Genomic DNA, 19,072 nt, shown 5'->3' on the forward strand with positions numbered 1-19,072 from the left:
CTGATCGCGATTGCCATACCGTGGTGCCGAACTCGCGCGAGACGCGAAACGGGCGCTGCCAGTTGGGCGGAAACGACCAGATATCGACAGTGGCAGGATCGGTCCGCATCCGGGTTAAATATCACCTAAATGTTGATAATGGAAGTGCGGCGTGATAATTCAACCGTGAGTTGAACGAAGGAGCGAGTCGAGATGGGTAAGTGGAGCGCCGGGTTGTCGCCGCGTCAGTGTGCGGTCGTCGTCGCGGTGTTCTGGTTCACCTCGATCGGCGCCTTGATCGTTCTGCTTGCCCTGCGCCGCGCGAACCGGCGCAGGAAAACCCCCTCCCGGAGACGAACGAAATGACCACACAGACCGAAATTGTCACAATCGACCTCGAGGGTCGCACCCTCATGCGCGAGGCGCTCGCGAGCAACACCCGATATACCAACGGCGGCCTGCAGTATTGCCGCACGTCGAAGGCCGAGAATATCGTCATCGGCACCGGCATCACGATCTTCACCGGTGAGGAGGATGGTCTCTACTTCGGCAGTTGCACCAATATCGCCGTCGAGCCCGATGTCCGGGTGACGCTGGCCGAAGGTGTCGAAGCCGCCAAGGGGACCGCCGGAATCCACTTCCGCAAGAGTGCCTCGATCGTGATCGAGAAAATCAAGGTCGAACTCGCCTGCAGCGGCCTGGCCCTGCTGGAAGTCGACGGCTTCACCATCACCCGGTCGGACTTTACTGGCTGCAGCGAAGACGGTATCCGCGTCTTCGGGTCTCAGAACGGCGTGATCGACGCCAACCTGTTCACCCGCTTCCGGCTCGTTAACGAAGCCTCGCACCGCGACGGCGTGCAGATCGCGCCGTTCTACAATGCGAAGGAAGGCCCCAAGCGTTCGCGCAACATCCTCGTCTCCAACAATCTTGCCTTTGTCGGTGCCGGTGGTGTCGAATTCACCGCGCTGTTCAATCGTCCCTATCTGCTCGACGGGTCGATGGACGAGAACCCCGAGCAGCCGAACTGCGAGAACGTCGACATGGTCGACAACCTGTGCTTCACCCAGGGCGGCCATGGTCTGGTCAACCACGGCAACGGGGAGACGAGCCGCAATCTGGTGGTCGGGTATGAAGGCAACGCCTGGGCGAGCGGCAAGTTCGCGGACAAGCACGTCATCGGCAAGCTCGGGCTCACGGCGTTCACCGGCACGGCCAATGACAACCGGGCCGAACACTTCTACTACCGCGACGAAACCGGCGTGACGTGGCGCCCGGGCTGGGTGCCCGAAGGTAGCGGTAACGAATGGGTCGAACCCTGGCCGCAGCATGCGATCGACGAGAAGGTTGCCGAATGGATGGCGCGCTTCCGCCCGGTCGCCCCGGTTGCGCCTGCGCTCCCTGCCGGTGTGACGGACGAACTGCTGGCCTTCTACGATGAGCGCTACGTGCGCCGCGCCTGATCCGTTTTCTCAACCCCGCAACGTTGGCGCCGCACCTTTCGCGATGAGAGGTGCGGCGCTCTTCGTTTCAGGGTCAGCCCAGCGCCTGCTTCACCGCGCTGGAATTGGAGCGGATGAAGTTGAGCACGGCGCGTTCGCCGGGGCCGGTTCCAAGCCCCTTGGAGATGAAATCGCCCGGATCGAGCGTGTTGACCACGGTGACCTTCATGTCTCCGCTGCCTCCAGCCTTCCCGCCGTTCGCGCGGTGGCGTGGATCTGCGCGGGTCAGCACTTCCTCGCCGCGCTCGAGCACGGTGGGAACCTCGTCAGGCGCAAGGCCTGCAATACCGCCGCTGTGGTAGCGCCGCGCATTCTTGAACCAGTGGGGCTGCACCGCAATCACGCCGGTATTCGCGCCATAGGTCGCCTCGTCGCCGATGACACCGCCACTGTGGGCCTTGACGCCGGCCAGTGCCGAGACGGGCGAGGCCGATCCGCTGGTGCCACCCAGGGCAGAACCTGCGCCCGCCTGGAAGAGGCCCGAGATCAGGTTGAAGATCATCTGCTGGAGGATCATCTGTGCGATCTGGCGCAGGAAGTCGGCGGCGAACTGGCGGAAGGCGCTGAGCAGCGAGCCGAAGACGTTCGACCCTTGCGCGACCGATTGGGAGAAGCGGTCGATCGCCGAGGTCATACCCTGCGAGAACTGCTGCGCGATCGTTCGGCCGCTGATTCCCATGTAGGTCAGCCACTCGGTCGAGCCCTGCTGCGCGGTCTCGATCTGGGTCGTGATCGCGGCAATTCCGTCGGCGGTGAGACCGAGCTGCACGCGCTCCAGTTCGCTGAGCCCGTTGTAGAACGCCTTGAGCGTCTCGAGCGCATCGATCAGTTCCGAATTGATCTGCTGGATCTGCGGCGTCAGCGCGTCGGCAAGCTCGGTCTGCCCGAGGTCTCGGTAAAGATCCGCCTGGTCACGCAGGGCGTCGCGCTGGGCCACCAGGTCATCGACCGGTCGCTGCACTTCGGTCAGGCGGGCCTGCGTCTGTGCCTGCGCGGTCTGCAGGTCGAATTCGGCCGCGGCCAGCTCGCGCGTGCGGGTGATCTGCTCCTCGGTCAGCACGAGCTTTTCCTGACCGGGCTTCAGGTTTTCGTTCGTGCGGGCGATCTTCTCGCGCAGTTCGGCTTCAGCGCGGTCGACCGCGACGACCTTCTGCGCCGCGATCAACGCGGTGTCGCGCAGACCGGCCTGCGCGGTAAGGCTGTCGATCGTGCGCTGACGCTCGTCGTTCTCCTGGCTCACGGCCAGATTGAAGCGGTCCTGCTTTTCGGCGCGATCGTCCTCAAGCCGCGCAATCGCGACCTGACCCGATGTCTGTTCGCGCCCGGTGTCGCCAACGCGCCCGGCGATGAACGTCTCCAGCTCGTCAGCGGTACGATAGCGACCCTTGCCGCCCTCGGTGCGCAGGTATGACTTGTTGCCCGACAGGACCTGATCGGCGGTCTTGGGGTTCTGGGCGCGAATGATCTGGTCGACCGGCGTCGCGCCGTCGGCAGTCAGCACGGCCTTGGCGCCCGCGCCGCCGAGGAAGTGGGCGAGGTAGAGGTTGCCCGCGGTCACCTGCGCCCCGAAACTCTCGAGGAACTTGGCGTTCTCGCGCGCGTAGTTGTCGATGATCCCGCTTGCGACTTCCTTGTTGTTGCGCAGGGCAAGGATGTTCTCGCGCGATAGCGTCTCGGCCTGCTCCTTGTAGACCTTGGAAAACTGGTCGATCCAGGTGGTCTCGATGAACTGGCCGTACCCTTGCGCGCTGGAATTCGGATTCTTCGCAGCACCACCCTCGGCCCCGATGACGCGGCTGTTGAACTGGCGGATCTCGCGTTCGCGTGCCCGGGCGATCTTTTCGGCCGCCTCGGCCTGCTTCTCGTACCACTTGGCGGTCGCCTCGGCGATCTTCTCGCGGCGGTATTCGGCCTTGGCGGCCTCCGAAGCGAAGCGGAAATTCTCCTCGAGGTACTTGTCGGCCGCATCACCGGCCTCGGTCTTCACCTCGCTCAGCGTCTGCTTGGACAGCTCCTTGGCCGCACTGGTCGCCCGGCGCAGGTCGTCGGTCGCCTTCTCGGTGCGCTGCTGGTTGGTCGCGAGCGTGTCGCCCTGGTCCTCGAGCGCCACGTTCTGGGACTCGATCGCGGCAAGCTGCTGCTTGAGCGAGGTCTCCTGTTCCTTGTACCCCTTGAGCGCAGCCTCCAGGCCGCCGCGCGTTCCGGGCAGGGCGCCCTCGAGCTGCTTTTCGACCGAGGCAATCTGCGCGCGCGTCTGGGAAATCTGCTGGGTGATGTCCTCGGCAGTCTCGGTGCCGCGAAGCCGGCGAAGCGCGGCCGCAGCGTTGCGCGCGATCGTCTCGAGGAAGCGACCGGCCTCCTCAAACGGCTCGCTGTCCGAAATCAGATCGAGGAATTCGCTCCACGCACCCTTGAGCTCACGAGCGGCATCGCCCCAGGGGCCGCGCATCTTCGACGCGGCTTCGTCCATCTTGCGCGCGTAGATGTCGAGCGCGGTGTTGCGCGCCTCGGTCGCGCGCCCCTCTTCGAACAGGCTGCGAATCAGCTCCCGCTCGCTCGAGGTGAGGAAGTTCAGCGATTCGTCGAGCTCCTTGACGGACTCGTAGCTGCCAGTGAAGGCGCGCGAGACATCCTCGGATGCCTTGACCATCTCGACACCCAGAACGTCGGCGGTGTCCTGCGCGACGCGTCCGAACTGCTCCATGCGCGAATCGTCGACACCTTCCTTGATGAAGGTGCGCACCGCGGCCAGGGCATCCTCGGCAGAGGCGCCGTAGTCGTCGATCGCGGTCGCCGCGCGAGACAGCGTTTCAGCGCTGCGCGAAGGCCCGTCTGCATCGATCGTGAGCGTGCCCTGAATCTCGCGCAGCCTCTCGGCTTCGTCAGCCGCTCGCTTGATTGCGAAGAAGAGCACACCGAGCGCCGAGGTGATCGCAAGTACCGGGGCGCTGGTGAGACCCGTCGCGATGGCTGCACCGACGCGCGGGAAGATCTGGACGATCTGTCCACCCTGCTGCGCGAGCGTCTGCATCAGGCTGGTGCCCGAGGCGAGCTGCGTGAAGATGTCGTTGATCTGGTAGCTCAGGTTGGTGAGCTGGTAGGGGGTGAGCCCCATGAACGAGGGTCGCCCCTTGGAATCGATCCCGTCGATGCCCTGGTTGCGCGCGGCGCGGTCGGCCTCGGCGCGCAGCAGCTTGAGCGCGGCCTGGTATTCGTCGGCCTCGATCTTGCCCTGCTCGTGCCAGCGCGCGAGCTTGCGCGTTTCTTCGGCAAGACGCGCCTCGATCGCGGCGAGGGGGTCGATCTGCGCACGCAGCAAGGCAAGCGCCTCGGTCTCCTCGCGCAGCGCACGATCGGCGAGCTTGGCAGCCTCGGCTTCCTCGCGCAGCATGTCGGCAAGGGCCGTGTCTGCGGCGCGCGGGCCACCGCCGGTCCGGTCGAGGTCGGCGATTGCTGCCTGCAGCCGTCCCTGTTCCACCAGTCGGCGATTGGTCTCGGCAGCAGCGCTTGCCTTCTGCGCTTCGGCAGCGGCCGCCTTTTCCGATGCCGTTGCGATGGCATCCTCTTCGCGAAGCTGCTCGGCCAGGAGGGTATCGGCAGCCTTTGTGCCGCCGGCGCGCTGATCGAGGCTTGCGATTGCTGCCTGCAGGCGCCCCTGTTCGACCAGTCGGCGGTTGGTCTCGGTCGCGGCGGCAGTCTTCTTTTCTTCAGCCTCGGCGGCGCGCTCGGTGGTGCGCGCAAGTTCCGCCTCTTCGCGAAGCTGCTCGGCCAAGAGGGTATCGGCAGCCTTTGCGCCGCCGGCGCGCTGGTCGATGCTGGCAAGCGCTGCCTGAAGACGACCCTGCTCGACCAGTCGGCGGTTGGTCTCTGCCGTAGCGGCGGCCTTCTCACGCTCCACGGCCTCGGCGCGTGCGGCAGCCTTCTGCGCGACCGCGTCCGCCTCCTCGATCTGTGCGACCAGTTGGTCATAGTCGCCGCGATCACGCGTCACCCCGGTTGAAGCCTCGACGGTCTGGAGAACGGCGGCAGACTTGCGCGCAGCCTTCTCCTGCTGCTCCATCGAACGGGTCACGTCTTCGGATTCGCGCCGGGCGAAAGAGGCTGCCGCGCCCATGGCGCGCAGGCCCGCTTCCACATCGCCAAGGGCATCGGCGTTGCGCGAATAGGACGACTGCGCGGCGGCGAGCGTGCGCTCCAGCTTTCCGGCCTCACGGCCAAGGCGCGCCATCTCCTCCTGTGCCGCCTGGAGCCGGGCCACATAGGGTGCGGTGTCCCCGCCGTCGAGCGACGCGGTGACGATCTGCGTGCGCATCACGTCGGCCGCTTCGCCCGCGGACTGCATCTGCGCACGCAGGGCGGACAGGCGCGCATTGTAATCGACGATCTCGGTGGCCTGTCGCGCGAGACCCTGTGCCGCATCGTCGTAGCGGCCGTTCGCCTTGGCCATGGCGCGGTCCAGGTTCAGTACCTGAAGCGCCATCTGCTCGAATTCCGACCCGCTGCTCGATGCGCTGGCACCGGCGCGCGCGTTGAGGCTGACCAGTCGTTCGATGGCACCGGCTGCGCGCTCGAATGCCTTGGACGCTTCGTCCTTGGCGCGGATTACGAGATCGACATCACGCTTCGCCATGGGCTCTTAATCTCCGTTCAGGCCTTCGATCAGCCCGGTGAACTGGTCCCATGCTTCCTTGCTCGCGGTCATTCCGGTCGTCGCGGTCGCCGACTGCACCACCATCCCGATTGTCGCGTAGGCCCGGTTCTGGCGCTCGACGATGAGCTCGGCTTCGTCCTTCATCATCCCAATCGGATAGAACTCGGCGTCGGGGTGACCTTCGGCCTTGAGCAGGCTGACCTGGCGGCGGATGCCCCAGATCCATTCCTTCAGGTCTGCGGCTTCGCGGGCAGGTTCGCCGCGGCCCCCTGAGCCAGTGCGAGGACCACGGCGAGGAATTTTTTTGGCGGCATCTCCGAAGTGAAGGTGAGATCCGCGATCTTGCCGAGCGCGTCCATCTGCGCGGCGGCGGGCAGCTTCAGCGCGGCGCGCACTTCCTCTTCGAACACCTCGTCCGAAGGATCCGTCCCCTCGGCCACGACGATGATCTCGGCCATCACGCGCGGCGCGGCGCTGACCGCGACAGTGGTGACGGCAGACACGTCGCCCGGTTCTACGCTACCCTTGAGCGCGAGCTTGTCGAACAGCGCGGAAAGCTCGCCGGTGTGGCGATAATAGAGGCCGAGCGCATCATACGGCGCGAGGCCGCGGACGGTGAACGAGACACCATCCGCGACCTGCACCTGTTTAGTCGGCAACGTGAGATTACGCAGTCCCATCGTGTCTCACCTGCCTCCTTACGCCGGGGTGTAGGCGCGACCGTTGAGGTACATGGCCTCAACGTTCGTGCGCTTCAGGATCTCGACGGTGAACGGGAGCTGCTGCCAGTCCTGCTCGGCCTTGAGCGCGAAATCGCCGTTAGGCGACATCTTCACGTAAGGCATGAAATAGTCGAAGTTCTGACCCTGCGGGTTGTCGGCGATGTAGCGCAGGGCGCCCTTGATCGGTTCGGTGCCCGAGGTGACCTGCTCGATGGCCTTCGCCTCGCGATCGTAGGTGACCGTGATCGAATCGCCGGTTGCGATACCACCGCCGTCGAGAACGGTGATGATGCCGAGATCCTCGTTGACGAGGTAGTCGACGCCGAAGGTCTTGGCGACCGAGGCGACCTCGACGATGACGTTGGCGATCGAGTGGACGCCGGTGGGCATCGCGTCGCTCATGCCGATCTGGTAAGAACGACCCTGCATCACCGCCGGGATCACTTCCTCGACTGCCGAGGCCGAGGTCTGCGTCACGACGTTCGCCTCGCCGAAGAAGAACGCGGCGATGTTGTTCACGTCCATGTCGATGCAGGTCAGCGAACCGGTGCGGCTCGTCTCGAGCGGGACCTGCTCCACCTTCTCGCGAACGCCGTGGTCGGAGTTGTAGAGATCGAGGAAGCTCGTGCTGATCGAGAGGTTGAACGAGGGCGTAATACCCAGGTAGCGGAACCCTTCGGGGGTGTAGGTGCCGGTCTTGAAGGGGCTGAAGTGCAGCTCCCCGCGACCCAGGGTGTAGTTTTCAGCAGCCATGTGGACTCACCTTTCAAGTTGCGTTTCACTCTATAGTTGATATTTGATCCGAACGCTAGGCGTAGGGATCGGCGGCATCTTCGACGATCCGCAGGGTGACGGGCAGCCACAGCCACGATTTCGACGAAACTTCATCGGCAGGGCGCACCACGCCTGAGCCGAACCTGACCTCGGTGATGCGATTGGGCCCCGGACCTCCAAACCCGAAGGGGGCGGGCTGGTGCAACCTGTCTGGCGCCTTGCGCACCCGCTCGGCGGCGAGGCGACGGCGAAGGTCGGCCAGTAGCGGATAGGCACTGTCGGTCGGATTGACCGGATCATCCTCGACGAAGCCCTGGACCAGCAAGCCCCAGTCGCATTCACCCGCCGTTGCCGATGCGGGCGGCTCGCCTAGCATCTGGGCATTTTCCGGAGCCTCGAGCACGCTGACCAGCGTGTCAGGGTCATTCTCGCCGAACCAAGCGCGCCCGCGATAGACGCGCGAGACGGGCACCCCGTCGCCGGGGTCGAAGTCCGACAGGTCGCACTGGTACCCGTCCGCAGGGGAAATTTCCTTGAAGGCCGCGGTCATCGCCTTGAGCACGCGCAGCTTGAAGGTGTCAGGCATCATCCAGTTCCAGAAGTCGGAGAAATTCGGTCTCGAGAAACGCAGCCGCGTCGGGGGCCACGTCACCGGCCACGGTGCGGAACACCTGATCGACGCTCGGACCGTAGAGCAGCGAAAGGCCGTTCTTCATGCGCGTGACCTGCTTGCGCTTGTTCTCGATCGTCTCGCCCGGGCGCAGGCGGATCGCGAGGCCGAGATTGCCCAGCTCGCCGTCTGCCCCGCGCAGCCGGATGATGAAGGCGCGCCGCATCAACTTGGCGAAGCCGGGTGCCACCTCCACCGTGACCCCGCCGCGCCGGTTGGGTGTGCGGTTGCGGGCAAAACGGGCCAGCGTGGTTGGTCGAAAACGTCCGGTGATACGCCCTTCGACCCGGTCGCGCGTGGCCTTCTGGGTGACGGCGAGCCGTCCGTCCTGTCGGCTGTCGAGATAGCGTGCCGGGAAGGCGACTTGTTCACGCATGCGGCGTGAAGCGTCGGTGCGCGTGCGTGCGACGGTCGTGTTGACCGCGCGCACTGCAGCCATGCGGATTGCTGCCGGCAGCGACTCCAGGTCGCGCGCGGTGTCGATCCCCTCGATCGCCACGACGTAGTCGAGCAGCCGGCTCTCGGCGGAAAAACTCGTCATACCGGCACCGGCAGGCTTTGCATGTCGGCGGGCGAAAGGCGCACGACACGCGCGGTTTGGAATTCGTCATCGACCGGATAGAGATGGTCGATGCGATACCCTTCACCGGCCGCTATCGACACCAGCGCACCACGGCGCAGCGGAGCGGCAAACTCGGGAAGGTGGAAGCGCACGCGCTCCTCGGAATTGGCCATGGAGGCGCCGCCGTCAGGGTCGGTGCCAGTCGTCATCTCGTCGACGCGCAACCAGGTGCGCACGGTGCAGGGACGCGATGCGGCGCCCGCGACCGGGAAATAGTACGCCGCGACCGACAGCTCCTTGTGCCGGTCGCGGCGTGCCTTGCGCTTGATGTCGCGGATGCGGCTCATTGCGCGTCAGGTGATGTCGTCGTCCGAGGCCGGGCTCGATGCCGCGTCGCTGGCGGTATCGGCGGGAGCCTGCGAGGCATCGTCGGAAGCAGCCGGGGTCGAAGCCGGGGGCGGGTTGGATGCTTCCGTCTTGACTTCGGCGGGCTTGAGCAGGCCCAGCTTCTCGGCCAGGAGAAGTTCGCCTTCGTCGCAGTCGCGCGCGGCGCCGAGCAGCAGCAGTTCATCGCGTTCACCTTCCGTCGCGGGCACGAAGATCTGGGTCGGCATGGCAGTCTTGCCCTTGCCGTAGGTGACCTTGTGGATGGCGAAGACGGGTTCGACGCGGGCGTCGGTCTCGACGGTGTCGACGGTCTTGGTGGCAGGCTTCGCTGCCTGTGCCTTGGGAGTCTTGGTCCGGGTCATATATCACCTTATAGTTGAAACGGCGGGCGCGAATGTCCCGCCGTTCCGGGTTTCAGGTCAGGCGACCGCCGAGGCCACCTTGTAGGTGGCGTTCGGGTTGATCGGCACGAACAGCGGGGCCGATTCGATCGAGACATGCTCGACCTTCACGCGGCCGTCCTGCATGGTGTAGTTCTTGGGGAACATCGGCAGGGCTTCGTACTCGGCATCCGGGTCGACGATCATGCCGAAGCATTCGTAACCCATGATCGCACTCGGGCGGGCGGTGACGACCATGTCCTTGGCGCCGAGATAGCGCGTCGCCACGCCGGTGTCGGTCTGGAAATCCTCGCCGTTGACCCAGATCTCGATGGTCCGGCCCGAGCCGCCGGCGATTGCCAGCTCGCCCAGCTTGTAGACCTTTTCCATCGCGCTTCCGGGCAGGATACCGCGATCGACCGAGTGGACGCCACCCTTGAGGTTGATGTCCATGTGGGACATGATTTCCTCGTCGGCCTGCCAGACCGGGGCAACGTCGGTGCCGATCGTGATGCGATCGGGAACGCCTCCGAATTCGGCAGAGGTCATCGTGTCGATGATGGCCTTGACCTTGTCGAGGATCGACACGCCGCTGTCGCCAAAACGGTTGCCTGCGGTCAGCGTCTCGGTGTGACCCGCGTCGCGGCGGAAGTCGACCAGGACTTCGCTGCCGTCCTTGTAGGTGCAGGTGACCTTGCCGTCGATGATGGCCTTGGCCTTCATCCATTCCCAGCGACGCTCGACAGCAAGCTGGAATTCGAGGAGCATCTGCGCCTTGATCAGCTCCAGGCGCTGCATCGGAGTCAGCTTGCGCTGCTGGAAGCGCGATTCACCGATGCCGGGCTGGAAGGTCAGCGGACGCAGCGGATCGACCGGGTCCTCGACCACCACGTTGGCGGGCTTGAAGCGGTAGCCGCGCTGTTCGTCGCTGAACACGCCATGGCCGCGGCCAAGCGGCTTGACGAAAGGCGCGAGCTTGCGGCTGCGGATCGGCAGCTTCTCGAAATCGATGTACTCGTCGGTCGAGCGCATCTGCGCGGTGAAATACTGACCGAAATACCATTCCTCGGGCTTGGTATCGCGGAACATGCCGAGCGACTTGCGCGGCGTCCACAGCTCGTAGGGATTCCCCATGGTCTATGTCCTTTCCTATGGCTGCAGGGTGATTACGAGGCGTTGCCGCCCAAGCGCGAACGGAACACCAGCGTCGCCAGGTTCTGAAGCACACCCTCCCAGGTGGTCTTCTTGGCGAGGGTGTCGAACGAAGCGTCCCAGACGAGAGGGCTGTCGGTGCCCGCGTCGTCGGACCCGGCGTTGAAGCAGCCCCCGGGCAGCAGTTCGCCATAGACGCTGGTATTGGCCGCACCCGAGCTGGCGGCATGCGCGAGCACACCCACCGGGACGACTGCGCTACCGAGCGTCGCGTTGTAGGTCGCCTTCACCAGCTTGCCTGCAGCAATGCCGACGACGGTGAACTGCGCGAGATCCAGGCTGTCACCGAGCAGGATGCGCGAAGTGGGCGACAGCTTGGGTTCGGACCCTGCAAGCAGGTTGGAATCGACGAGAGTGTCGAGCTCTTCGAACGCGGGCGTACCGTAGGTGTCCGCGCTCTGGTAGGAAGTGTTGACGTTGGGCATTTTTCAGACCTTTCGTGTGCGGAAGGGGAGGGCGGTGCCGGGGTTCAGGCGAAGCCCTTGAGACCCATCTGCTTGGCGAGATCGCGCACCGAGGTGCTGTCGTCCTCGTCGTCCTGCGCGGAGGCGTCTTCGCTACCCTCTGCGCCGAGCTCGGGGTTGCCGTGCTCCATCGCCTCGGCGAAGGTCTGCCCACCCGAGTGGGTGTTGCTCTTGCCTTCGGCCGGCAGCTTCGAAAGGAATGCCGTCGCGGCCTCGAGCGTGCGGCCGCCTTCGGCTGCGAGCGCGCGGGCGGCTGCAGGACGGGTTGCGGCCTCGTCGCTGTCGAGGATCGCGAAGATCAGCTCGCGTTCTGCTGCAGCGCCTTCGGTGTAGCCTTCGGCGCGCGCGGCGCCGACTGCCTGTTCGTGGGCGGCCTGGTCGACCGCCGACTCGATGGGCTGGGTCTTTTCAGCCATAGGGTCTTCTCCTGGGTTGTCGGACGGGTCGTCCAGCGATGCCGCGAATGCGGCGAAGGTGTCGTCAAGGCTGCCGATCGAATCGGCAAAGCCGTTGGCGACGGCCTGAGTTGCGGTGAACGTGAGGGCCTCGGTGTCCCGAACCACCTGTACGTCCAGCCCGCGACCTCGTGACACGCAGGCCACGAAGACTTCGTAGAGCTCGTCGATGCGCGTCTGGATGCGCGCCTTCACATCGTCCGCCAGCGGTTCGTGCGGATTGCCGTCGACCTTGTGCTTACCTGCGTGCACGTAGGTGATCGTGATCCCGCGCTCTTCCATCGCCCGAGACAGGTCGACGTGCATCGTCACCACGCCGACCGAGCCGACACCGCCGGTGCGCGATATCGCGATGTGGTCGGCGACGCTCGCGATCGCATAGGCTGCAGAATAGGCAGCCTCGTGCGCGAAGGCGCGAACGGGCTTCGTCTTGGCTGCGACCATCTTGTCGACGGCATCGAAGCAACCGGCCACCATGCCGCCCGGGCTGTCGATCACGAAGGCGACGGCGCGCACGTTGGCGTCGGCCATGCCGCGCTCGAAAGCCTTCTGGAGGTAGGTGTAACCCGTCGCCCACGAGAAGAGTTGATAGGGAAAGTCGTGAAGCAGGACGCCGCGCACGGGGATCGAGAGGATGCCGTCTGCCGACACCTCGTAGGGGCGCACCCACGCGTAGTCCTCCGACCAGAAATCCTCGGTGCTCGCCAGCGCGGGCAACTCGGCGGCCTCTGCCTGCTCGAGGCAGGCCTTGAAGCGGACCTCGCAGCCGGGCTCGATCAGCGCGGGTTCGCCGGCGAAGCGGGAAATGAGGTAGTTTGGCTTCATGACGCAGTGTCCTGCTGTTCGGGTGCCTGTGCCGAAGGGGCGGGGGCTCCGCCGGCGAGACCGGGGAGCACGAGACCGAGCGTGCGGCGAAGTTCCTGTTCGCGGCGGATCTGGCGGAACACCTTGCGCCAGTCCTTACCCAGCCGGGCGAGCTCGTCCTCCGCGGTCGAGAGGCCCGCGTTGATGCGCGCAATGGCGGCTTCGGTTTCCTTGCCTTCGTCGATCTGCCCGCGCGAGGCGCCGATCCAGTCGCAGCGCGCGATCGCATCGAAGGACAGACCAAGGCGGCGACCGGCATAGATCGAGAAACCCGGGCGCTTCGCGGTTTCGATCTGCCCGGTCTGTATCGCCTCTTCCAGCCACAGGCGGTAGACGATCGTCGCAAAGCGATCGGCGATCATCTTCTTGCGCGCCTGCATGAACTTCCAGGTTTCGGTCATCGCGGCGCGGGCCGAGGAGTAGTTGGTGTTCGTGTAGTCGCGCGAAAGCTGCTCGTAGGAGACGCCGATCGAGGCCGCGATGTAACGCAGCAAAGACTGCTCGAATTCCTGACCGAGCGGGCCACCCTTACCAGGCGAGAGCATGTCCAGCTTGGTTCCGGGGAAGAGGTGCGGGATCTGCACCCCGTCGATCTGGAGCCCGCGCGCCTTGCCGACGTACTGTGATACCGATCCGAGGAAGCCCTTGGCGTAGTTCGACACCGCGTCCTGCATGGCCTTGGGCGACGTGTTTCCGCCACCAAGCTGTGCGAAGACCATCTCGGTCGGAAGGTCTGAGGTGATCGCGGCAGCATAGAGCGACTGCGTCACCGCGTGCTGGATGTTCACGTCGCGCCAGGTGTGCGTCTTCTTCATCGCCGACAGGGCGCTGGCCATTTCGGTGATGCCGCGCGTCTGTTCAGGACGCAGCGTCTCGTAAAGATGGACGATCTGCATCCGGCCCCAGGGGCGGCGGCGCGCGACTTCCTTCCAGCGGGCGATTTCCCCGAAGCGCACGGGACCGTAGTCGAACTGCTGCTTCGTGCGGATCTGGTAGGCCACCGGCGCGTTGCGGGCGTTGAAGCGGATACCGGCGCGCACCATCGGGTCGATGGCCGCGCCCGGTATGTCCTCGCGGGTGCACAGGCGATCAAGCTCGATCATCTGGATCGCCGTGCGGAAGGGTGCCCCGTCATCGCGCACCCACTCGGCGGCGGCCAGGACCTCGCCTGCCATGAGGTGGATACCAACCGCCATGCGAACCAGCGAGGTGAAGTTGTTCTGCCGGGCCGCATCGACCCATGCATCCGGGGAGTCGGCGTAGAGCTCCCACTTCTCCTCGACTTCCTCCTGGAATTCCTCCTCCCAGGCATCGTCGACCCGGCCGAACAGAACGCGCGATGCGGGTCGTGCGTTCAGCAGGTAGTGCGACCCGACGATATTGTCCTTGTGCAGGTTCGAACCGCCTTGCACGAAGGCGTCGTTCGACAGCATGGACCGCGCGCGGGCATCGATAATCGGCTTATCGGGCAGAATGTCGGCATCAACCGACTGGAGCGGCGGCGACCACAGGCCGATCGTCGAGTTTTCCCGGTCGGCAGCCTCGTGCACGCCGTAGGCCATTTCACCCCCTGCCGACGGCGGGACCTTGACCGCGGCAGGGGGTGCTGCCGGGGCGGCCAGCAGTTCGTCGAATTCGTCCTGGGGAAGGGGGGCGCTCATGTGAAGAACGGCCGCAGCGGCCCGCTGACGCTCGTCGTTCCAAGCTGTCGCTTCAGATCTGCGATGTAGGCAGATAGCGCTGCGCGGTTCGTCTGGGTATAGCGGATGGTCTCACCGTTGGCGTCGCGCACCTCGGCTACCGCCTTGCCGATAAGCAGGTCGTGGAAGGCTGCTTCAGCCTCGTCCAGCCGTTCTTGCAGGGTCGCCATAGCGCCTTGCATGTCACGTTTAGGGTGAAATAGCAATCAATAGTTGATCTAATGGACGCTGTCAACCGAGAGTTGATGAGATCAAGTCAGCCCAGCTTGCCCGCCAGATCCTCGAGATCGAATTCGTCGTCGACCCCTTCGTTTCCCGCAAACCGGCGTCCGCCATCCTCGCCCTCGAGATAGACGAGGTCGTTGCGGTCCCATTCCGCAGCCCAGCCGGGCGGGGCATCCCAGAAACCTGGCAGATGGGTGCGAACATCGGGATGGCGCTGCAACGCGATGCAGTAGGCAAGAAGGTCGAAGGCCTCGTTGCGCCGCCGCGACGGGTTCTCCCAGCCTTTAGGTGTGCGCACCTCGGTGGTGAGCTGGGTATAGAGCCAGTCCGGTGCCCAGTCGGGAAAGCGGACCATCCCGCGCCCCTCGGTTCGCGCCAGCATGTTGGATGCCTGATCCTTGACGATGTTGGAATTGACCAGCCACACCGGCACGTCACCGCGCGCGATCGCCAGGCGATCCTTCTGTTGGGAATCGGGCAGGGTGCGCCGAAGCGGCGCGGTCTCGGTGCGCGAGGGTGCGCCCTTCAGGAGGTGAAACCGTGCCGCGTTACCCTTGGCGCTCAGCCGGCGCCAGAAATCGTAGGCGTTCGCGGTCACGCCATCCTTGCCGCCGCTGTCACACCCCACGATCTTCACCTGCATGCGCCGCCCGGACCCGTCGTTGATCGGATAGTCCTTCTCGAGAACCTCGGGAACAAGCAGGTCCCAGTCCTCGGGATAGGCGGCAGGATCGAGTCGCTGCCGGTCCCCGTCCGCGTCGAGGCGCTGCGATTTGCGGATCTTGAACATGTCGATGTGCCAGATGTCGCCGTGCGAGAGAAGGAACACGTGCACCACGAAGGATTCCTTCTGCACGTCGACCGTCGACACGAGAAAGCCGCCCATAGCCTGTGCGGGAATGCAGGGTTCGACCTCGGCGCTCCCCCAGTCCTCGGCGCGGCTCTTGAGCTCCTCCGGCAACCGGCCTCCCTCGGTCGCCTTCATGGTATAGGCGTCACCCTGGTCGGTATTGACCGTAACCATGAGCGGCCCTTCGTCGCCGGTGTTTTCGAACTGCTCGTGTGCGACAAGGTAGCGATGCACGAGCAGCGACCAGTCGGTAAAGCCTGCTGCCGGGCCGAACATCCAGAACGATGCAATATCGCTGCGCCGCGCATCGCCCGTGATCGTGTCGCTGGACGGATGCCAGATTTGCCCATCCTTCACCCAGCGCGCCGCGTTGTTGAGGGCACGCTGCTCCCCGGGTTCCATGATACCTCCGCAATGCGGACAGTGCATGGTGACCTGCTCGGCCATTTCCATGAGGTCGCCGCTGTCGAGCTTGGGCCAGTCGAGCAGGCGGAAATGCGGTTCGAAGGAACTCTCGCACTGCGGGCAGGCCCAGTAAAACCGCCGCCGGTCGCCGCGGTTGTAGAGCTGCAAGATACCACCGCCCTTTTCGTCGCCGGTCGGCGGGGCTTCGTGCGGTGTGCGAGGCGTCCACTTGGCGTCGTTGACCGGAAAACCCGGTGACGCCTCGGCGGCCCACATCGCATATCGCTTGAAGGTGCCGCCGCGCTTGCGGCCAAGGTCGAACGGGTTGCCTTCCCCGTCGATGTCCTGGGGCATGCGGTCGTAGTCCATGAACCAGCCGCGCGGGATCGTCTTGCCCGAAAGGTTCGTGATCGTCGGCCAGCTAACCAGGAGGCGCATGCCTGAAAGGAAGTGCTTGTCGAAAGTGTTGTCGTTCTGTCGCCCGGGGGTCAGGCGGCGGCGCAGCTCGGGGCTGTTGCGGATCGCCTTGGCAAGATCCGCCTGCGACCAGTCGCGCGCGGTGTGCTGGGCCATGTGCACGACCATCATGTCGGCCGGATCGGTGATCGCGGTGTGGCACAGCCAGTTGAGCGCCATGGCCGATTTGCCGGTACGCGCGGGGGCGACAAAGACCATACCCGTGTAATCGAGACTGGTCAGAACATCCATCGGCTCGCGCAGGTATGGGGTTTTCTCCAGGGAGAAAGGGCCCACGTGCTGACCGGGATTGTTGACGATGTGGTAGGTCTCGGCCGCTTCGGACACCGTGATACGCTCTGGCGGGCGCACGGCCTCGGCGGTCGCGACCACCATGTCCTCAAGGCTGTCGTAAAGGGGAGGGCCGCCATTGTGGCCGAGCTGGGCGCTAATGGCTCAGTCCTCCTCGTCGAAGGCGGGCACACCGCCGAGCAGTTCCTGCTCGAGCTCCGCGATTTTCGATCGGGTCTGCCGCTGCTTGGGCATGTCGACCAGTTCTTGGTGCAGTTCGCTCGAGAAGCCGTCGACGAGACCCTCGACCTTCTTCATGGTCGCATCGTCGAGCCCGAGCTCACGCATGGATTCGGCCCAGAGCTGGCTGTGCGACTTGACCGCCATGAACACCCGGCCGAGCACTTCGATCACGTCTTCGGTGGCCCAGGCCTGTCCTGCCTCGATCTCGTACTTGAGCTTGATGCGCTTGGCTTCCCAGACCACCTTGTTGAGGATCGGCGGCATGTCGGCGTGGTTCAGCGTCTTGAGGAATGTCGCCTCGTCCATGCGTGGCTTGAGCAGGAACGAGCAGGCCGTCTTGAAGTCGTAGACCCGCCGGTTGCCGCCGCCTTCGCCCAGTACGGGGCAGGTAACGAGCCTCTTCTTGACCGTCGCTGGATCCATGCCGAAGACCTCGGCCAGAAACTGCTGCGTGACCGGCTTCATGAAATCCGTTGCACGCAGCGATCCCTTGCCGCTTGCCGCCAGTCGCACCTCGCGCGCCAGAGGGTCAACCTCACGCCGCCGCGCGCGCCGCGCTGCGACATCGGTGGTGGCGGCGGGGGACAGCAGGTCGTCGAAGTCGTCGCTCATTGTGCAAGCAGCTCGTCGAATTCGTCAGCGCCGAAGATGGACCGCTGCCAGTCGATAATCTGGGTCGATACCCAGTAGTTCATCTTGGAATCCGGATACTTCTTCGGTTCGGGAAAGCTGCCGCTCGCCATCCGGCGATAGATCTCGGATTTCGACAGACCGGTGACGGTCACCACCTTCCCCAGCCGCCAGAACTCGATATTCCCCATGCGTCCCATAGCGTCCCACCCGGTCAGATCACGGGGACGGAATGTCACGTTTAAGTTGAAACGTCAACCCAAATTGACGGCCGGGCTCAGCAGCTCGCGCCGACGCATTGACTAGAGAATCACGTGCAAAGGGATTTTCGCGACCGAATTGTGCTCAGGCCAGCAGCTCGTCGAACTCGTCACCGTCGAGAAAATCGGCCCAGTCCTGTAGCATTTTCTGGCGCTGAGGGAGATAGACCGCCGAGTTGTATGCAGCGCGCACGCTGTCGTTCTCGCTGTGCGCCAACGCCATCTCGATCCAGTCCGAATTGTACAGCCCGGTCTCATTCGCCCAGGTCGACGCACTGCCGCGCAGGCCGTGGATCGTCAGGCGCCCCCTGTACCCAAGGCGATAGCAGACATAGAGCATCATGTTCTGGGAAGCGGGGCGCAGCGGGTTACGGTCGCTCGGAAAAACCCACCGATCGGACTCGCTGATCTCGCGAAGCCTGGCCACCACCTGCTGTGCTTGGCGCGAGAGTGGGACGAGGTGCTCACGCTTCATCTTCATGCGCTCGGGCGGCACGCGCCAGAGGTCGCCTTCGAATTCCGCCCAGGTCGCCTCTCGCGTCTCGGTCGTGCGAGCCCAGGTGAGCGTCGTGAACAGGATGGCGAGATAGGTGAGCTCGCCGGCACCACTCTTGGTGCGGCACTGTTCCAGGAAGTTCGGCAGTTCGGCCGCCGGGATGCTTGGGTGATGGCGCACCTTGGGGCGAGGCTTCATGGCTTGCACCAGCGCGTTAGACGCCGGGTTCGTCTCAACCAGGCCGAGCGCGAAGCCATACCGGAATACCTGGTCGCAGGTCTGTCGCAGCCGACGGGACATCTCGAGCGCGCCGGTCCCCTCGACCGTGCGCAACAGCGCGAGAATCTCGGGCGCGCGGATGGTATCGATCGGCTTGTCTCCGATCGTAGGATAGACGTGGGTCTCGAGCCGGTTCTTCACCAGCGCCGCGTAAGGCTTCGTCCGGCCCAGCTTCCAGTTCGCGTACCACTCCTCTGCGACAGCCCGGAATGTGGGAGCAGACGAGGCTTCGACTGCGGCGCGCGCGAGATCGGCCCCGGCACCCCGGCTGCGCTCAACCAGCTTTGGATCTGCGCCCTTGTCGAGGAGGACTTTGATTCCCAGCAGATGCGAGCGTGCTTCGCGCGGTCCCACTTCCGGATAATCTCCGATCGACTGGGTCCGCTGCTGACCGGCGTACCGATAGGCGATGCGCCAGGTTTTTCGCCCGCTGGGGAGAATCAGCAGATGGAGACCGCCACCATCCGAAATGTTGTAGGCCTTCTCACGCGGTTTCGCGTTCCGATAAACAAGATCGGCTTTCATATCCCTGTTGTCAGCCCCACCGTTGTCAGCACCCTTTTACTGACAACATTAGGCTCGGGATGCAATGGTCTACATGGGACGCACTGGGAC

19 protein-coding genes are annotated in these 19,072 nt (G+C 64.7%); 2 read left to right on the forward strand and 17 right to left on the reverse strand.

The genetic code is table 11. The features are described from left to right. Positions 1 to 192 precede the first annotated feature (192 nt). Together I5E68_RS09910 and I5E68_RS09915 are read left to right on the forward strand one after the other, a co-directional pair. On the forward strand, positions 193 to 345 hold the full coding sequence (locus I5E68_RS09910; protein WP_197163353.1) for a hypothetical protein: 153 nt from the start codon (positions 193 to 195) through the stop codon (positions 343 to 345). Next, positions 342 to 1,442: a right-handed parallel beta-helix repeat-containing protein gene (locus tag I5E68_RS09915; protein WP_197163356.1), complete on the forward strand. Its 1,101-nt coding sequence runs from the start codon at positions 342 to 344 to the stop codon at positions 1,440 to 1,442. The genes I5E68_RS09910 and I5E68_RS09915 overlap by 4 nt, the downstream gene beginning before the upstream one ends. A gap of 73 nt (positions 1,443 to 1,515) precedes the next feature. Here I5E68_RS09915 and I5E68_RS09920 read toward each other — a convergent pair whose 3' ends face one another. The 17 genes from I5E68_RS09920 to I5E68_RS10000 form a co-directional block, all read right to left on the reverse strand. Next, on the reverse strand, positions 1,516 to 6,111 hold the full coding sequence (locus I5E68_RS09920; RefSeq protein ID WP_197163358.1) for a phage tail length tape measure family protein: 4,596 nt from the start codon (positions 6,109 to 6,111) through the stop codon (positions 1,516 to 1,518). Between the two features lie 6 nt (positions 6,112 to 6,117). Further along, positions 6,118 to 6,276, reverse strand: coding sequence for a hypothetical protein (locus I5E68_RS09925; protein WP_197163360.1), 159 nt, complete (start codon positions 6,274 to 6,276; stop codon positions 6,118 to 6,120). Between the two features lie 86 nt (positions 6,277 to 6,362). After that, positions 6,363 to 6,812, reverse strand: a complete 450-nt coding sequence (locus tag I5E68_RS09930) for a phage pre-tape measure protein (RefSeq protein ID WP_197163363.1) — start codon at positions 6,810 to 6,812, stop codon at positions 6,363 to 6,365. An 18-nt stretch (positions 6,813 to 6,830) separates the two neighbouring features. Beyond that, positions 6,831 to 7,607, reverse strand: coding sequence for a phage tail tube protein (locus I5E68_RS09935; protein WP_197163365.1), 777 nt, complete (start codon positions 7,605 to 7,607; stop codon positions 6,831 to 6,833). Between the two features lie 55 nt (positions 7,608 to 7,662). After that, complete coding sequence (locus I5E68_RS09940; protein WP_197163367.1) at positions 7,663 to 8,214, reverse strand: hypothetical protein; 552 nt, start codon at positions 8,212 to 8,214, stop codon at positions 7,663 to 7,665. Continuing rightward, on the reverse strand, positions 8,207 to 8,839 hold the full coding sequence (locus tag I5E68_RS09945; protein WP_197163369.1) for a hypothetical protein: 633 nt from the start codon (positions 8,837 to 8,839) through the stop codon (positions 8,207 to 8,209). The genes I5E68_RS09940 and I5E68_RS09945 overlap by 8 nt, the downstream gene beginning before the upstream one ends. Further along, positions 8,836 to 9,207, reverse strand: a complete 372-nt coding sequence (locus I5E68_RS09950) for a hypothetical protein (RefSeq protein WP_197163371.1) — start codon at positions 9,205 to 9,207, stop codon at positions 8,836 to 8,838. The genes I5E68_RS09945 and I5E68_RS09950 overlap by 4 nt, the downstream gene beginning before the upstream one ends. Positions 9,208 to 9,213: 6 nt before the next feature. After that, positions 9,214 to 9,609 (reverse strand): hypothetical protein, encoded by a 396-nt coding sequence (locus I5E68_RS09955; protein ID WP_197163374.1) that lies wholly within the window; start codon positions 9,607 to 9,609, stop codon positions 9,214 to 9,216. A gap of 57 nt (positions 9,610 to 9,666) precedes the next feature. After that, positions 9,667 to 10,761: a major capsid protein gene (locus tag I5E68_RS09960; protein WP_197163376.1), complete on the reverse strand. Its 1,095-nt coding sequence runs from the start codon at positions 10,759 to 10,761 to the stop codon at positions 9,667 to 9,669. Positions 10,762 to 10,793: 32 nt separating this feature from the next. After that, positions 10,794 to 11,264 carry a hypothetical protein gene (locus I5E68_RS09965; protein ID WP_197163378.1) on the reverse strand — a complete coding sequence of 157 codons (471 nt, stop codon included), beginning with the start codon at positions 11,262 to 11,264 and terminating at the stop codon, positions 10,794 to 10,796. A gap of 44 nt (positions 11,265 to 11,308) precedes the next feature. Continuing rightward, positions 11,309 to 12,583: a S49 family peptidase gene (locus I5E68_RS09970; protein ID WP_197163380.1), complete on the reverse strand. Its 1,275-nt coding sequence runs from the start codon at positions 12,581 to 12,583 to the stop codon at positions 11,309 to 11,311. Further along, entirely contained in the window at positions 12,580 to 14,283 is a 1,704-nt protein-coding gene (locus tag I5E68_RS09975; RefSeq protein WP_197163383.1) for a phage portal protein, read from the reverse strand. The genes I5E68_RS09970 and I5E68_RS09975 overlap by 4 nt, the downstream gene beginning before the upstream one ends. Continuing rightward, the gene (gpW, locus tag I5E68_RS09980) at positions 14,280 to 14,492 is read right to left on the reverse strand and encodes a gpW family head-tail joining protein (RefSeq protein ID WP_197163385.1); all 213 of its coding nucleotides are present in this window, start codon (positions 14,490 to 14,492) and stop codon (positions 14,280 to 14,282) included. Before gpW ends, I5E68_RS09975 begins: the two co-directional genes overlap by 4 nt. Before the next feature lie 86 nt (positions 14,493 to 14,578). Further along, on the reverse strand, positions 14,579 to 16,654 hold the full coding sequence (locus I5E68_RS09985) for a phage terminase large subunit family protein (protein WP_197163387.1): 2,076 nt from the start codon (positions 16,652 to 16,654) through the stop codon (positions 14,579 to 14,581). A gap of 60 nt (positions 16,655 to 16,714) precedes the next feature. Then, entirely contained in the window at positions 16,715 to 17,404 is a 690-nt protein-coding gene (locus I5E68_RS09990; protein WP_197163389.1) for a DUF1441 family protein, read from the reverse strand. Continuing rightward, positions 17,401 to 17,613: a helix-turn-helix transcriptional regulator gene (locus I5E68_RS09995; protein WP_197163391.1), complete on the reverse strand. Its 213-nt coding sequence runs from the start codon at positions 17,611 to 17,613 to the stop codon at positions 17,401 to 17,403. The genes I5E68_RS09990 and I5E68_RS09995 overlap by 4 nt, the downstream gene beginning before the upstream one ends. Before the next feature lie 154 nt (positions 17,614 to 17,767). Then, on the reverse strand, positions 17,768 to 18,982 hold the full coding sequence (locus I5E68_RS10000) for a tyrosine-type recombinase/integrase (protein ID WP_197163393.1): 1,215 nt from the start codon (positions 18,980 to 18,982) through the stop codon (positions 17,768 to 17,770). Positions 18,983 to 19,072: the final 90 nt, after the last annotated feature.

Origin of the sequence: Novosphingobium aureum (assembly GCF_015865035.1) — a bacterium.
Lineage (GTDB): Bacteria > Pseudomonadota > Alphaproteobacteria > Sphingomonadales > Sphingomonadaceae > Novosphingobium > Novosphingobium aureum.